This is a genomic window from Thioalkalivibrio sp. ARh3 (genome assembly GCF_000377265.1).
Lineage (GTDB): Bacteria > Pseudomonadota > Gammaproteobacteria > Ectothiorhodospirales > Ectothiorhodospiraceae > Thioalkalivibrio > Thioalkalivibrio thiocyanoxidans.
Window position 1 is genome coordinate 441,142 of record NZ_KB897947.1, and the last position, 15,447, is coordinate 456,588.

Genomic DNA, 15,447 nt, shown 5'->3' on the forward strand with positions numbered 1-15,447 from the left:
TTGGCGGTTCAGGTGAACAGGGTGAGGACCCCGGTGTAGCCGTACAGGCGGTTGGCGAAGATCTCGCCATTGGCGAAGAAGCCGACCAGGGGCGCGTCTCCCAGACCCTGCTGGATGATCGCCAGTTCCGCCCCCTCCTGGCCGAACTGGTGGCGCCCGCGCCCGATGCAGGAGACGTAGATCGCCCCGCGGATCCCGTTCGGGGCCTGGGCGCGGATCTGTTCCAGCATGTGTTCGAGGTCCTCGCGGGCGGCCTGGCCGTCGCGGCGCACGAACAGGATCTTCTGCCTGGGCTCCAGCAGTTCGCCGACCGCGAGCACCTGCTGGTCGAGATCCACGCCGATGATATTGCGGACGCGGTAGTCGCCGGTGTCGGAGCCGGGGATCGGGAAGCCGACCAGGATGTAGCCCAGTGCCCGCTCCAGGTCGCGCGACAGGACATCGCCGATGATGCCCTTGAATGCTGGAAGCGCCCGCTGGCCGTCCAGTTGCACGATGATGTTGCGCCAGGTCTCGGTCAGCTCGTGCTGGCCGGGCAGCGGGGTGCAGCCCTGGCTGTGGCGTGCAGCGATCGCGACATCGTCGCGCAGCGCGAGCCCGGTGATGCCCGAGGCGACCACGCCGTCGGCGATCTGCACCGCCCCCTCCTCGCCGGAGTGTATGCCGCCGGTGGCGAACCAGGCGGTCTGTTCGCCGATCTCGGTCAGCACGGCCTCCACGCCCTCCATGCGCGGATCGGCATTGAGCAGCAGGCGGCCCGGGGTTGCGGGGTCGAGAAAGCCGTCCAGGGCCTGCTTCAGTTCGTCCAGGCTGTGGACCGGACGCTGAATCACGCGCGCGGAACCGGCCGGCAGGTCGCCGATCATCAGGGTGATCGCCGGGTCTTCGTAGAATTCCTGGTCCGGCCCGATCACGGCCATGCCCATGCCGCCGACGAAATGGTCTATCCCGAGTTCCTTGCGCAGCGTGTCCATGACCAAGCGGGCATTGCGGCTCAGCGCGTCCGAGACATAGATGAAGCCCACGCGCACGGTCTCCGGGTCCCGGGGCGGCAACGGGCCCAGCCCCTGGATCAGTTCCGCGGCGAGGGTGCGCGGGTCATTGCCGCTGGCGGCGGTACTGACAAAGCGTTCCATCGGCATCCTTGGTTCGGTCACAGTCCTAGGGAAACACTGATCAATGTGCACGCTCGCGCTCGAGTCGCTTTTGCGTGCGAACAAGGCGCGGCGACTGCCGTGCAGTCATTCTGCACAAGGGAGCCGCAACGCCGTGCGCGCGCAAAAGCGGCCGAGCCCCAGCATTCAATGGTTTGTGGGGTTGGCACCCCAGGTTCCCCGATCCTGCGTTGCGCCGCTTGCGGGTAGAACCACTACCCGCTGCACGGCGCGCCTTGTCTCGGAAAACCTGGGGTGCCAACGCGAGCGTGCACATTGATCAGTGTTTCCCTAGCTGTTCCAGCATGCTGAGGGCCTCGTTGTCGGTTTCGGGGATGCCGCGCTGGACGGTCATCTGGTCGTTCTCCGCGAACTCCAGGCGGGCATGGTGGCGGGTGTCCAGCTCCTCCAGGAACCAGGCGATCTCGGAGGGGTGGACCGCGCGTTCGCCCCGCATCAGGTGGCGCGCGAGGATCGCGTCCTCGCGGACGTCCAGATACAGCGGCTGGGGCAGCCCAAGGGGCAGCACATGGGTCTGTACCAGCCACTCGATCGGGGTCGGACGCCGGGTCGGCAGACGGCGGCTGTCGATGCGGAAGTGCCCGCCGCCGCCGGGCTGCTTCAGCAGTTCCTCCAGCCAGTCGCCCTCGAAGCCCTGGTGCACGATCAGCGAGCGGCCGGTATAGCGGCTGCGAAAGCGTTCCATCTGTTGCGCGGGGCGCGGCCCGAACAGTCCGAACACGGCAACTCCATGAGTCCAGGTGGGATGGCCGGAATGCTAGCCCAACCGTCGGTGACCACAAAAAAGCCCCGCCGGAGCGGGGCTTGGACACCGTCGATACGGTGCTGCGATCAGCCGCGACTCTTCAGCATGTCGTGGATGATCGGGGCGAGGATGACCTCCATCGCGAAGCTCATCTTGCCGCCGGGTACCACGATGGTGTTGGGCCGGGACATGAAGGAGTCGGGCAGCATGTTCAGCAGGTAGGGGAAGTCGACGCCGAACTTCTTCGGCTCCTTGAAGCGGATCACCACCATGCTCTCGTCCGGGGTGGGGATGTCCCGGGCGATGAACGGGTTGGAGGTGTCCACCGTCGGTACGCGCTGGAAGTTGATGTCGGTGTAGCCGAACTGCGGGGTGATGTAGTTCACGTAGTCGGGCATGCGACGCAGGATCGTGTCCACAATCGCCTCGGCGGAATAGCCGCGCTCGGCGTTGTCGCGGAAGATCTTCTGGATCCACTCGAGGTTCACGATCGGTACCACGCCGATACCCAGGTCCACGTGCTGGGCGGCGTTCACGTCACCGTTCACGACCAGGCCGTGCAGGCCTTCGTAGAACATCAGGTCGGTGCCCGGCTGAATCTCTTCCCAGGGGGTGAACTCGCCCGGGCCGAGGTTGGTGCCGAGACGCTCGTTGTGAGCAGCCGCTTCCTCGTCCGAGTGCAGGTAGTAGCGCTTCTGGCCCTGGCCGGTCTCGCCGTAGGTCTTGAACAGGTCTTCGATGCGATCGAACAGGTTGGCCTCGGGGCCAAAGTGCGAGAAGTGGTGATTGCCTTCGTCGGCCGCCTTCTGCATGGCCTCCTTCATCGCCTTGCGGTCATAGCGATGGAAGCTGTCGCCCTCGATGACGACCGGGTTGATCTGCTCGCGGCGGAAGATTGACTCGAACGAGCGCTTCACGGTGGAGGTGCCGGCCCCCGAGGAGCCGGTGACCGCGATCACGGGGTGTTTTTGCGACATGGGGTTTCTCCTTGCAAACGAAGTTGCGACAAGTTGTCAGAAAATGAGATTGAGCATCAGCATGGCCACGATACCGAATAGCAGCGTCATGATACCGCCGGCCTTCATGTAGTCCTTCACCCGGTAGCCGCCGGGGCCCATGATCAGGGCGTTCACCTGGTGGGTCGGGATCAGGAAGGAATTCGAGGTGGCGATCGCCACGGTCAGCGCGAACACGCGCGGGTCGGCGTCCATGCCTGCCGCCTGGGCGGCGACCGCGAAGTTGATCGCCAGCGGCACCAGCAGCACGGTCGCGCCGACATTGGACATGACCAGCGTAAAGAATGTGGCCAGTGCGAAGATCGTCGCCTGCAATACCCAGGGCGGGACCGTGCCCAGCATCTCCAGGGTGTTCTGCGCGATCCAGGCGGCGGTGCCGGTGTTTTCCACCGCCATCCCCAGGGGTATCAGCGAGGCCAGCAGGAACACCGTCTTCCAGCTCACCGAGCGATAGGCGTCGTCGATACTGATGACCCCGGTCAGGATCATGCCCAGTGCGCCGGTCAGCAGCGCGACCGACAGCATGATGTCGGTGAACAGGATCAGCCCGACGGTCAGCGCCAGGAAGAACAGCGCATGCGGGACCTTGGAGGGCCGCAGCTCCTCGTGCGGATAGTCCGAGGTGATCACGACAAAATCGCGATCCTTCTCCAGGCGCGCCAGCGACTCCCAGGTGCAGTGCACAACCAGGATATCGCCGGTTTCCAGCGGGATATCGCGCAGGCCCTCGCCGAAGGTCTCGCTGCCGCGCTGGATGCGCATCACCGAAAGGCCGTAGGTCTGGCGCATGGCCAGCTCGGTTACGGTCTTGCCGGCGAGATTGGAGCCGGGCGCGATTGCGACCTCGGCGACCCCGGAACGGCCGGTATCCAGGGCATTCGCGAACACGTCCAGGCGGGTCGTCGGGCGCTTGCGCGTGTCCGCGCACAGCTTCTCCATGCGCGCGGGGCTGGCCAGCACGGCCAGATGCGAGTTGGGCTGGATCTCGTAGCCGGTCCAGGGGGCCATGCGCAGTTCGTCGTGCTTGTAGGTGCCGACGATCGCGATCCCGGTCTCGCGTTCGATCTCGGCCACGGTGCGACCGACCAGCGGATCCTTCTCGGGCACGAACACCTCGTGGATCTCGTAGGACAGCCCGTATACCCGCTGGAAATAGTCCTGTGCGCTCTCGCGCTGCGTCGCCTTGGACTTGACCGACGGCAGCACGAAGCGGCCCAGCAGCACGAAGTAAACGATGGTGGTGGCCAGCAGTGCCAGGCCGATCGGGGTCACGTCGAACAGCTGGAAGGGCTCCATGTCCGCCGGCAGCAGGTCGTTCAGCAGGATCAGCGGGCTGGACCCGACCAGGGTGATGGTGCCGCCGACGATCGCGGCGAAGCCCATCGGCATCAGCAGCCGCGACAACGGAATTCCCAGCCGATTGGATATCCGGCTCATCACCGGCATGAACAGCGCGGCCGCGCCGATGTTCTGCATGAAGCTCGAGATCACGCCGACCGTGCCGGACACGGTCGGGATGATGCTCTTCTCGGTGGTGCCGCCCACGCGCATGATGAAGGCGGCCACCTTGTGCATCACGCCGGTCTTGTCGAGCCCGGCGCCGATGATCATCACCGCGATGATCGCGATCACCGCGTTCGAGGCAAACCCGCTGAACAGCTCGTCCTGCGCGACCAGCAGCCCGAGTCCGGGCACCAGTGTCAGCAGGCCGAGCAGCACCATCACCGAGATGGCGGCCAGATCCACGCGGATGATCTCCGTGACAAACAGGAAGATGGTGAACGCAAGAAGCGCGAGCACCACGATCATCTCGGTGGTCAGCGTAAGGTTTTCCATGTATCGATTTCGTGTCCTGAAGGCCCGCGCCAGACGGCGCAGGGCCGGGGCCGAGGGGGCTGACGAGCGAGGTCCGGCCGCTGGCCAGGGAAGCGCAAGACGGCCTTGAAAGCGCGGGATTATTTCATTCCGGCCAGTCGGACGCAAAACCGGGCCGTCTGTCCCTTTCGCGCCATGCTGGCTGCCGTGTGCCGGCCGGTCGGTTATGCTGGGCAAAAACCGTCAGGGAGACGTCCCATGTCCGATGCCCCGCTTTGCCGATTCGAGACCATCGTGCTGGCGACCGACGGGTCCGAGTTCAGTGAGTCCGCCGAGGCCGTCGGCCTGGATCTGGCCCAGCGCTGCGGGGCCCGGCTCATCCTCGCCCGTATTATTCCGACCGATACCCAGCACGACGCGTTGTCGCCCCGGCGCAGCCATGATGCGAGCGTGACGGCCCAGGGCGACCTGGATGTGCTCGAGAAAAAGGCACGGGAGCGGGGAGTCGATCCCTCTCCAATCCTGCGCCACGGTGTGGATCGCCACCAGGAGATCGTCAGGATCGCCGAGGAGTACAACGCGGGCCTGATCGTGATCGGACGCCGCGACCGAGGCGATCTTGCGCGCCTGATGGTCGGCGATGCCACGCGCAAGGTGGTGGGAACGGCGCCATGCAATGTCATGGTCGTCCCGCGTGGCGCCCAGGCGCCGCACCGGGGGCTGCTGGTCGGGACCGATGGCTCCGAACTGGGTGATCAGGCGGCGCGTGCGGCCATCGAGCTGGCCGGTCATTGCCAGTTGCCGATCACCATCGCCTCGGTCGCCGTTCCCGGCCAGAGCGACGAGCGACGCCAGGAGGGCGTCGACGCGATCCAGCGCCTGCAGGGCGAGGCCCGGGAGCAGGGCCTTCAGGCGGACGCAACCTTCGAGGAGGGCCGCGCGGAGGTGAGCCTGATCGACGTGGCAAGGCGTGACAACCGCGACCTGATCGTGGTGGGCAGCCACGGGCGTACTGGGCTGAAGCGCCTGCTGATGGGATCGGTATCCGAGCGCGTGATCGGGGGGGCCGACTGCCCGGTGCTGGTGGTCAAGAACCTCAGCGTCTAGCCGCGCCCCCTGGTTCACGACTCCCCCCCTGAACCCTTTCTGACCGGCGTTTGCCGGGCCCCTCAACTGGATTCCTCTAGGGAAACACTGATTCATGTGCACACTCGCGTTGGCACCCCAGGTTTTCCGAGACAAGGCGCGCCGTGCAGCGGGTAGTGGTTCTACCCGCAAGCGGCGCAACGCAGGATCGGGGAACCTGGGGTGCCAACCCCACAAACCATTGAATGCTGGGGCTCGGCCGCTTTTGCGCGCGCACGGCGTTGCGGCTCCCTTGTGCAGAATGACTGCACGGCAGTCGCCGCGCCTTGTTCGCACGCAAAAGCGACTCGAGCGCGAGCGTGTACATGAATCAGTGTTTCCCTAGATCTCGATGGCTCTTCTGACCCTGCGCGATATCCACCTGGCCTATGGCATGGCCCCCCTGCTGGATGGCCTCAACCTGAGCCTGGAGCCCGGCGAACGCGTGGCGGTGGCCGGGCGCAATGGCGAGGGCAAGTCGACCCTGCTGAAGGTGATCGCGGGCGCGATCCAGCCGGACTCGGGCGAGGTGGTCCGTCAGGACGGCCTGACGACCGCCTGGCTGACCCAGGAGCTGCCGCCCGGGGTCGAGGGCACGGTGTTCGATGTGGTCGCCGAGGGACTGGGCGAGTCCGGGCAGCTGCTGGAGCGTTTCCATCACCTGAGCCAGGCCGCCGCCAGCGGGGATGCCGAGGCCCTGGAGAAGATGGGGCCGGTCCAGGCCCGGCTGGACGCAATTGACGGCTGGAGCCTGCAGAACCGGGTCGAAACGACGCTTTCGCGCCTGGAGCTCGATCCCGAGGCCGGTTTTGCCGCGCTCTCCGGCGGCCTCAAGCGACGTGTCTGGCTGGCGCGCGAACTGGTGCGCGAACCGCAGCTGTTGCTGCTGGACGAGCCGACCAACCACCTGGATGTGGCCGCGATCCGCTGGCTGGAGGAGTTCCTGCGCGGGAGCGGGCTCACGGTGGTGTTCATCAGCCATGATCGCCAGTTCATGGAGCAGGTCGCCACCCGCATCCTGGAGCTGGATCGCGGCCAGGTGTACGAGCACCCGCCGTCGATCGAGGCCTTCCGCACGCGCCAGGCCGAGCGCCTGGAGGTCGAGGCGCGCCAGCGCGCCGAGTTTGATCGCAAGCTGGCACAGGAAGAGACCTGGATTCGCCAGGGCATCAAGGCGCGGCGTACCCGCAACGAGGGCCGGGTGCGCGCCCTGCAGGCTCTGCGCAGGAAGCGCGCGGAGCGGCGCGAGCGCGGGGGGCAGGTGCGCATGCAGCTGTCGCCCGAGCAGCGTTCCGGGCGCCTGGTGATCGAGGCGGAGCATGCGGACTTCGGCTACGACGACACGCCGGTGGTGCGCGACGTGAACCTGCTGCTCCAGCGCGGCGATGCCCTGGGCATTGTCGGCCCGAATGGCGCCGGCAAGACCACACTGCTGCGCGGCTTGCTGGGCCAGGTGGCGCCACTGTCCGGGACCGTCAAGCTGGGCACCCAGCTCGAGATCGCCTATTTCGACCAGGCCCGGGCGCGCCTCGACGAGACGACGACCGTACAGGATGCGGTCGGCGAGGGCCGTGACCGGGTCACCGTGAACGGCGAGACCCGGCATGTGCTGAGCTATCTGGGGGACTTCCTGTTCCCGCCGGAGCGCGCGCGCCAGCCGGTGTCGGCCCTGTCCGGTGGCGAGCGCAACCGGCTGCTGCTGGCCAAGCTGTTCCTGCGTCCGGCCAACCTGCTGGTGCTCGACGAGCCCACCAACGACCTGGACGTCGAGACCCTGGAGCTGCTGGAACAACTGCTGATCGAGTACACCGGTACGGTGATCGTGGTCAGCCACGATCGCGCCTTCCTCGACAATGTCGCCACGAGCACGCTGGTGCTGCCTGGCGATGGCACGGTCGAGGAATTCGTCGGCGGCTGGTCGGATCTGCCTGCTCGCGTCACGCAACGCCTGCTGACCCGCGAAGCGGATACCGGGACGCCGCCCCCCGTCGTGCCGGAGGCTCGGGTTCGGCCCGATTCCACGCCCGCGGAACCGGCACCGCCGCCCCGCGCCCGCAAGCTGTCCTACAAGGAGGCCCGTGAGCTGGAGGCCCTGCCAGGCCGGATCGAGGCCCTGGAGACCGAACACCAGTCGCTGGCCGAAGCCCTGTCGGACCCGGAGGTGCTGCGAGATGGCGAGCGGGTGCGCGAGCTGCAGGGCCGGCTCGAACAGGTCGAGCGTGACCTGGCGGTGGCCTTCGAGCGCTGGGAGGCGCTGGAATCACCCTGACCCTTCCCCCGTCATCCGCTGTGATGTAATTCTCAAAACGGCCCGAACCTCAACTCTGGGGGCAAGCGGCCGTAACAGGGGATGAAACGTCTCTACAGGCAGCGGAAGAGCCCGCTTGCGCGTGAGGACATGCGCCCGGCAGAAGGCGCTGAGGAAGGAGTCAACATCATGCTGGACAAACTCTCCATTCGGGGGCTGCTGATCGCCGGCTTCGGGCTGGTCGTCGCGATCCTGATCATCAACTCGCTACTGGCACTGCGCGCCCTGAACGTGGGCGGGCAGGGCGTGGCCGAACTCACGCAGTCGGACTATCCGGCGGTGGCGCGTGTCAACGAGGTGGAGCAGTTACTGCAGGAGAGTGCCGCCTTTCTCGGGTTCTACCTGATGAGCGAAGAGGACGAGCACCGCGACGCCTGGCTGGCCACCATGGATGACCTGGATGTCGCCATGGATGCACTGATGAATGACCCGGTGGTGCAGGCCTCGGACGAGCTGAGTGGCTCCGCGGAGCAGGTGCGGGCGAACATCGATGGGTTCGCCGATCACCGTGAGCGCCTGATCGAGATCGCGGAGGATGTGGCCGAGAACATGCCGGCCCAGGGTGTTGCGAACTCGCGCGCCAACCCCGCGACCATGCAGATGACCCAGCTGACCAGCACCATGATCGACGAGGAGATGGCGCGGGCCCGCTTCGAGCGCTCGTTCGATCGCCTTGGCGACTTCTACAGCCTGCGCACCAACCTCCTGCAGATCACCTCGAACCTGCGCGGCTTCATCGCGTTTCGTGACGACTCCTTCGAGCAGAACCTGCGCCTTTATCTCGGCCAGACCCATGACGTGCTGGCGCGGCTGATGGAGCAGTACGACGAGCTGGATTTCGAGCAGCAGATCGCGGTCGAGGACTTCGAGGGAGAGCTGGAAACACTGGACAGTGCGATCCAGGAGATCGTACGTATCCACGGCAGCGAGGAAGCCCTGCAGGATGCTTTCCTGATCCGCACCGAGGTCGGCCCGGTGATCCTGGAGGCGCGCACCGAGCTGCAACAGCTGTCCGAGCGGATCACCGACCGGGCCGAGCGTTCCGCCGGCGAGCTGACCGCGACCATGCGCAACACCCAGATGACTCAGGGCGTGCTGGCGCTGATCGGCGTGGTCCTGGGTGTGGCCGCCGCGGTGTTCATCATCCTGGTGGTACGCCGTGCACTGGCTCACTCGACCGAGGCGCTGGAGGAGATTGCCGATGGCGATGGCGACCTCAGCCGTCGGCTGGACGAGAACGGCCTGCTGGAGACCGCCCAGCTGGGGCGTGCGTTCAACCGCTTCACCGACAAGATCGCGCAGGCCGTGGGCAATGCCCGCAGTGGGACCGAGACCCTGAACCGTGCGACCGAGAACCTGAACCAGGAGGCCTACCAGGCCCGCGAGGCCGTCTCGGGTCAGCGCGACGAGACCGAGCGCGTCGCCACCGCGATCAACGAGCTGCAAAGCAGTGCCGAGGAGATCGCGCGCAACACCGACGCCACCTCCCAGGCCGGCCAGGAGGCCAGCGGGGCGGTGAACAACGGCGCCGAGGTGATGGAGAAGAACATCGAGTCCATGGCCTCCCTGCTGGGCACGGTCGAACAGGCTGCCGGTACCGTGGCCAAGCTGGGCGAGGACTCCAAGCAGATCGGCACCATCCTCGAGGTCATCCGCGGCGTGGCCGAGCAGACCAACCTGCTGGCGCTGAACGCGGCCATCGAGGCCGCCCGGGCCGGTGAACATGGCCGCGGGTTCGCGGTGGTCGCCGACGAGGTGCGCAAGCTGGCGACCCGGACGCAGGAATCCACCGACGAGATCGAAAGCATGATCTCGCGCCTGCAGACCGCCACCGGCAGTGCGGTGAAGGCCATGCAGCACGGCCAGGACGAGGCCGAGACCACCATGGAGCACACGGCCGAGGTGAACGGGGCCCTGCAACAGATCCAGCAGTCGGTGACCACGATCGTGGAGATGACCGACCAGATCGCGGTCGCCGCGCGTCAGCAGAGCACCGTGGTCGAGGACATCAACCGCAACATCGTGCAGATCTCCGACGGGGCCGACCAGTCGGCCAACACCGCCGACCGGGTCAGTGCCGCGTCCGACGAGCTCAAGCAGGTCGAACGCGAGATCCAGCAGGCCCTGGCCCAGTTCCGCCTGTAAGACGGGACGCTACAGCCCGCGGGCCTCCAGCCAGGCCCGGGCGGCGCGGCGCAGCCTGCGGGTGACGCCGCGCCGCCCGGACACCCCGAGCTCGCGGGCCAGCCACGTCCAGTCGACGGGCGCCGCCAGGCTCGCTGCCAGCAGGCGGCCTTCCGGATCGACCGGCGGGGCCGCCTCCAGCTGCCGCAGCAAGGCCGGCAGCGCCCATTCCAGTGGCCGTTGCCGTTGCGCAAAGGCCCGAACCTCTTCTATGTCATGGGCATGATTCGCCGCTGGCGAAGCGCCATTGGGCGGCAGCATGGCTTCAAGGGCCTGGCGTCGACGTCCCGTTGGATCGCCCAGGTACTCTGCGCCGGTGTCGCGCCAGTCGCGGGCGAAGGACGCCGAGGCCGCATCCACGGCGGTGACGATGTCCTGAGCCATCGCTTTCGCCAGTATGACCGAGACCTCGCCACTGGCAGGGTCGGGTCGCTCCCCGACCCGAACGGGCTGCCAGCCCGCCTGCGCCCAGAACCGTACCAGTGCCGATTGCAGTCCGAAGCTCGTACCGACCAGCGGGACACCGCAATGCGCAGCGCGCTCTTCGACTGCTCGCAGCAGTCGGCTACCAAGGCCTCTCCCTTGCCAGGCGGGATGTACGGCGAGACGCTGGATCCGCCACCAGGTTCGACTGGCCAGCTCGAACTCGCCGCGCGCAGCCAGGGTGCAGGGCAGGAAATGCCCCTGGGGGCGGCGCTCGCCGGCCCACACCGCTTCCGCGAGCTGGGGCGTCAGACCGCCCTCTTCCTGTGCCAGGGCTACCCCAAACAGTGTGTTGTCATGCGTGCCGGTGAGCAGCATAAGGTGTACGCGAGCGTCCTCCAGCCAGCGCGCGAGATCCGACGGACGTGTGCGATAGTGGGCATCGGCAAGCAGGCCGGCCAGGTCTTCGAGCCGGCGCTCGTCACAAGCCAGCTCGTGGCCACAAAGCCAGTCGAATTGCAGTGCTTGTGGGGCAGGGGTGCGACTCTCGGCACGCATCAGAAACAGGCTGTCCAGCCAGGCTTCCAGCGGATCGTCGCTTGCCCAGCGTACCGGCTGAGCCAGGCCAATCTCCCGAACCCGGAACCCCGAGCGTTGCAGGGCTGGGAGCGCGCGCAGGCGAAACCCCTGGCCGCTGCCTTCGAAGCCCCCGGTGGTCGTCGACAGCACCAGGCGCCGGGCGTGGCGTGCCAGACGCACCAGGCGATCGACCGGCAGTGCGGCCGCCTCGTCGATGACCAGCGTGTCTGGTGGGGTGGCGAGGGTCTCCAGCTGGTCGGGGGCGCAGAAAGGGACAGGGGCCCCCGGGTGGCGCTCCAGCTGGCGGAAGAGCGCACGAACGGCGCCTGCATTCGGGGCGGTAACGAGGACCTTTGCACCGGCATCTCGTTGTTCGGCGATCCATTCGCCAAGCAGGGTCGACTTTCCGCGTCCACGGTCGGCGATCAGCGCACCGCACTCCCCCGGGGCCAGCTGCTTCAGCGCCTGGAGACCGCGCCGCTGGTCCTGCGTCCAGGACCAGGTGGCATTCCCGGTTGCGGAAGGGCCTGGCCACTCCAGAATATCCTCGCCCACCCATTGAACAGGCGCCTGCCGCAGTGCCTTCGTCCAGCGCCTGCCAAAAGCCCCGGTGCCGGGCGTCCCGACCAGCAGGAGGAGCACCCCGCCCCCCCGCAACAGGCCGCCAACGATGGCCAGCGCGTCCGCGGGAAGGGGCCAGGGGGCCTCGAACACGATCGCGTCGGCCTCGCGCCCAAGCCAGTGAGCGACCTGTGCGGGGTTTGCCTTCGGCACATCCGAGGGTGCCCCGCGGCCCACCCAGAGAGGCTGTGTCCCGCTGGGCATCCGCGCAAGCCAGGCGGCCGCACTCTCGCGCGCCGCTTTCGACAGCGGGTGGGCCAGCAATTGCCGCCAGGTTCGGGTGGATCTGTCCTCCGCTGGTCTCATTCTGGTCCTTGTCGGATACCCGGTTTGCGTGGGGCGACATGCATGCGTCGACCAGGAGGGTACTGCACTTGACGGCCCCCGGTGGGTTCGGGGGCGGCATGACAATACGGTGGTCCCGCGACGGCTCGTGTGGCGACTGAAATGGGTTCCGGTTAGCCTGCCGCTGAACCCATTCCGGGAGGAGAGATTACATGAGCGATGGTGTCATTCGGGCGGCACTGGTGACAGGCAATTCCAGCGGTTTCGGTCTGGGGCTGACGCGCGTGCTGCAGGGGCAGGGTTCGCGCGTATACGGGATGAGCCGGCGTGGCTGTCCGGAGCCCGGTGTGGCGGGCGACGAACGCGTCGACCTGTCCGACTTCGGTGCCACCGGCGCGGCGATGGAACGCCTGCTCGATGGAGTCGACGAGCTGGACCTGGTGGTCCTGAACGCGGGGCTGCTGGGCCAGATGCAGCGCATGCAGGACGCGCCGATGGACGAACTGCGCCTGCTGATGGATGTGAACACCTTCGCCAACAAGGTCATCCTGGACGCGCTGCTTCGCCGCGACGTGCGCGTCGGGCAGATCGTCGCGATCTCGTCCGGGGCCTCGGTATCCGGTCATGCCGGCTGGAGCGGCTACTCGCTGTCCAAGGCGGCGCTGAACATGATGATGCAGCTCTATGCCCACGAGTTCCCGGAGGAGACCGCGATCAACGCCCTGGCACCGGGCCTGATCGATACCGCGATGCAGGACTACTTGTGCGAGGAGGCCGACCGCGAGGCCTTCCCCGTGCTGCAGCGGCTAAAGGCCGCACGGGGAACCGAGGCCATGCCGACGCCGGAGAAGGCCGCCGAGGCTGTGCTGGCAGTACTTCCGCGCCTGCGTCGGACGACGCGGGGGAGTTTTGTGGACATCCGGCAGCTCGACTAGCGTCGATGCAGGAGGTATTCCAGCCGAACCCCCTGATTGTCACGAAAGTTTCTCGGAAGGCGGTTGGCTTTTGCCGGAATGCAGGCGTATAGTCGTGATCGTGGTCTGCGGATGAACGGCAACACTAGGAAGTTTCTAGTTTCTGAACCAGTGCTCCCGTTGATCTGTTGGCAGCATCCCGCGACCACATTTGTTAGTTACATTGAAGAGGTTACAAGTTGTGAATACTGGTGTTGTTAAGTGGTTCAACGAGAGCAAGGGTTTCGGTTTCATCACCCCGGATGATGGCGGCAAGGACGTGTTCGTCCACTTCTCCGCGATCACCGGTTCGGGTTTCAAGACCCTGGCCGAAGGCCAGAAGGTCTCCTTCGAAATCCAGGAAACCGCCAAGGGCCTGGCCGCCGGTGAAGTGACCGCCCTGTAAGGCGCGCTTCCCAAGGCTGACGACCCCTCGCGGGTCGTCCGAGAAAGGTCGCCTCCGGGCGGCCTTTTTTGTGTCTGCGTTTCCGTCAGCGGTTCGGCCCTTCGACGCGCCGACATGACTGTGCGCGCCCCTCTGGAAGCTGTGCACGGCCGGGCGTATTCGATTGCAGTACACTGCGGGCCTTTGTGCATGGATCCGCGCCGCCCGCGATGAACCGCCTGTTCCGCTCCACCGCCGTTGTCAGTGGCATGACCATGATCTCGCGGGTCATGGGCTACCTGCGCGACATGGTGCTGGCGGTCACCTTTGGCGCCGGGGCTGCGACCGACGCCTTCTTCGTCGCCTTCCGCATTCCCAATTTCCTGCGCCGGCTGTTCGCCGAGGGCGCGTTCAACCAGGCCTTCGTGCCGGTGTTCGCGGAGTTTCGCGAGAAGCGCGGGCGCGAGGCCCTGCGCGACCTGCTGGACCACACCGCCGGCACGCTGATGGCCGTGGTCGCGGTGGTCACGCTGATCGGGATCCTGGCCGCGCCGCTGCTGATCTGGGTGTTCGCGCCCGGGCTCGCCACGCAGGAGGAGGGGCGTCAGGATCTCGCGGCGCAGATGCTGCGCATCACCTTCCCGTACCTGCTGTTCATCTCGCTGACCGCGATGGCTGCGGGGATCCTGAACAGCATCGGGCGCTTTGCCGTCCCCGCCTTTACCCCGGTGTTCCTGAACCTGGCATTGATCGTCGCGGCGCTGTGGCTGGCGCCGATGTTCGCGGAGCCGATCGTCGCGTTGGCCTGGGGCGTGTTCATCGCGGGCGCCTTGCAGCTCGCCTTCCAGATCCCGTTCCTGTTGCGCGCGGGGCTGCTGCCGCGGCCGCGGTTTCGCCGGGCACACGAGGGGGTGCGGCGCATCGTCAAGCTGATGCTGCCCGCGATCCTCGGGACCTCGGTCGTGCAGATCAACCTGCTGGTGGACACCCTGGTGGCCTCGTTTCTGGTGGCCGGGTCGATCTCCTGGCTGTATTTTGGCGACCGCTTCGTGGAGCTGCCGCTGGCCCTGTTCGGGATCGCGATCGGCACCGTGATCCTTCCGCGCCTCGCGCGGCAGTACAACCAGGCGGATCCGGCCGCATTCGGGCGCACGCTGGACTGGGCGCTGCGTCTGGCGATGCTGGTAGCCCTGCCCTCGATGGTCGGCCTGATCGTGCTCGCCGTCCCGATCCTTGCCACGCTGATTCAGTACCAGGCCTTCACCCAGTGGGATACCTACATGGCCGCGATGGCGCTGGCCGCCTACGCACTGGGCCTGCCGGGCTTCATCCTGATCAAGGTGCTCGCCCCGGGGTTCTTCGCCCGCCAGGACACCAAGACCCCGGTGAAGATCGCGATCATCGCGATGCTGGCCAATATCGTGCTGAACGCGGCGTTCGTGCTGCCCTGGTACCTGTCCGGTATCCCGGGCGCGCACGCGGGCCTGGCGCTGGCCACCTCGGCCTCCGCCTATATCAACGCGGGCCTGCTCTATCGCGGGCTGATCCGCGAGGGGATCTATCAACCGGGGCCCGCGCTGAAACGCCTGCGTGCGGGGCTGCCGGTCGCGCTCGGGGTGATGGTCCTGGTGCTGGCCGTGCTGTCGCCGTCGTTCGGGCAGTGGACCGACTGGACGGTCAGCACGCGCCTGTTCGCGCTGGCCGGCCTGATTACGGCCGGGGCCGGTGCGCTGATCCTGACACTGCTGGCCGCAGGGCTCCGGCCCCGGCACTTCCTGCTGCGGGAGGCCAGCGAATGATGCCGGGACTTTGCCTGACGGGTTATACTTGCCG

The 15,447-nt window shown here is 66.8% G+C and carries 11 protein-coding genes; 6 read left to right on the forward strand and 5 right to left on the reverse strand.

The window, feature by feature from the left end; genetic code table 11:
- Positions 1-8: 8 nt before the first annotated feature.
- From C995_RS0102065 to C995_RS0102080, 4 genes are all read right to left on the reverse strand, one after another.
- Positions 9-1,136 (reverse strand): FIST C-terminal domain-containing protein, encoded by a 1,128-nt coding sequence (locus C995_RS0102065; protein ID WP_026278886.1) that lies wholly within the window; start codon positions 1,134-1,136, stop codon positions 9-11.
- A gap of 298 nt (positions 1,137-1,434) precedes the next feature.
- Positions 1,435-1,896, reverse strand: coding sequence for a hypothetical protein (locus tag C995_RS0102070; protein ID WP_018863350.1), 462 nt, complete (start codon positions 1,894-1,896; stop codon positions 1,435-1,437).
- Between the two features lie 110 nt (positions 1,897-2,006).
- Entirely contained in the window at positions 2,007-2,897 is an 891-nt protein-coding gene (locus tag C995_RS0102075; RefSeq protein WP_018861097.1) for a phosphoribulokinase, read from the reverse strand.
- Positions 2,898-2,933: 36 nt separating this feature from the next.
- Positions 2,934-4,772 carry an SLC13 family permease gene (locus tag C995_RS0102080; RefSeq protein WP_018863351.1) on the reverse strand — a complete coding sequence of 613 codons (1,839 nt, stop codon included), beginning with the start codon at positions 4,770-4,772 and terminating at the stop codon, positions 2,934-2,936.
- Between the two features lie 237 nt (positions 4,773-5,009).
- Between C995_RS0102080 and C995_RS0102085 the strand changes: the two genes are divergently transcribed.
- The 3 genes from C995_RS0102085 (at position 5,010) to C995_RS0102095 (ending at position 10,329) form a co-directional block, all read left to right on the forward strand.
- On the forward strand, positions 5,010-5,858 hold the full coding sequence (locus C995_RS0102085) for a universal stress protein (RefSeq protein ID WP_018863352.1): 849 nt from the start codon (positions 5,010-5,012) through the stop codon (positions 5,856-5,858).
- Positions 5,859-6,228: 370 nt separating this feature from the next.
- Entirely contained in the window at positions 6,229-8,145 is a 1,917-nt protein-coding gene (locus C995_RS0102090; RefSeq protein ID WP_018863353.1) for an ATP-binding cassette domain-containing protein, read from the forward strand.
- 168 nt (positions 8,146-8,313) lie between these two features.
- A complete protein-coding gene (locus C995_RS0102095) occupies positions 8,314-10,329 on the forward strand; it encodes a methyl-accepting chemotaxis protein (RefSeq protein ID WP_018863354.1) in 2,016 nt (671 codons plus the stop codon).
- A 9-nt stretch (positions 10,330-10,338) separates the two neighbouring features.
- Here the strand turns inward: C995_RS0102095 and C995_RS0102100 are convergent, their stop codons facing one another.
- Entirely contained in the window at positions 10,339-12,297 is a 1,959-nt protein-coding gene (locus C995_RS0102100; RefSeq protein ID WP_051075134.1) for a GNAT family N-acetyltransferase, read from the reverse strand.
- Between the two features lie 191 nt (positions 12,298-12,488).
- On the opposite strand from C995_RS0102100, the gene C995_RS0102105 reads away from it, so the two are divergent.
- From C995_RS0102105 to murJ, 3 genes are all read left to right on the forward strand, one after another.
- On the forward strand, positions 12,489-13,211 hold the full coding sequence (locus C995_RS0102105) for an SDR family NAD(P)-dependent oxidoreductase (protein WP_018863356.1): 723 nt from the start codon (positions 12,489-12,491) through the stop codon (positions 13,209-13,211).
- A gap of 220 nt (positions 13,212-13,431) precedes the next feature.
- Complete coding sequence (locus tag C995_RS0102110; RefSeq protein WP_018863357.1) at positions 13,432-13,635, forward strand: cold-shock protein; 204 nt, start codon at positions 13,432-13,434, stop codon at positions 13,633-13,635.
- A gap of 209 nt (positions 13,636-13,844) precedes the next feature.
- Entirely contained in the window at positions 13,845-15,413 is a 1,569-nt protein-coding gene (murJ, locus tag C995_RS0102115; protein WP_018863358.1) for a murein biosynthesis integral membrane protein MurJ, read from the forward strand.
- Positions 15,414-15,447 lie beyond the last annotated feature (34 nt).

What these genes read in the sequence shown, in the direction of transcription:
- C995_RS0102100 (WP_051075134.1), bottom strand. Translation starts at nt 12,297, where the DNA reads ATGAGACCAGCGGAGGACAGATCCACCCGAACCTGGCGGCAATTGCTG.
- C995_RS0102090 (WP_018863353.1), top strand. Translation starts at nt 6,229, where the DNA reads ATGGCTCTTCTGACCCTGCGCGATATCCACCTGGCCTATGGCATGGCC.
- C995_RS0102075 (WP_018861097.1), bottom strand. Translation starts at nt 2,897, where the DNA reads ATGTCGCAAAAACACCCCGTGATCGCGGTCACCGGCTCCTCGGGGGCC.
- C995_RS0102105 (WP_018863356.1), top strand. Translation starts at nt 12,489, where the DNA reads ATGAGCGATGGTGTCATTCGGGCGGCACTGGTGACAGGCAATTCCAGC.
- C995_RS0102065 (WP_026278886.1), bottom strand. Translation starts at nt 1,136, where the DNA reads ATGGAACGCTTTGTCAGTACCGCCGCCAGCGGCAATGACCCGCGCACC.
- C995_RS0102085 (WP_018863352.1), top strand. Translation starts at nt 5,010, where the DNA reads ATGTCCGATGCCCCGCTTTGCCGATTCGAGACCATCGTGCTGGCGACC.
- C995_RS0102080 (WP_018863351.1), bottom strand. Translation starts at nt 4,772, where the DNA reads ATGGAAAACCTTACGCTGACCACCGAGATGATCGTGGTGCTCGCGCTT.
- C995_RS0102095 (WP_018863354.1), top strand. Translation starts at nt 8,314, where the DNA reads ATGCTGGACAAACTCTCCATTCGGGGGCTGCTGATCGCCGGCTTCGGG.
- murJ (WP_018863358.1), top strand. Translation starts at nt 13,845, where the DNA reads ATGAACCGCCTGTTCCGCTCCACCGCCGTTGTCAGTGGCATGACCATG.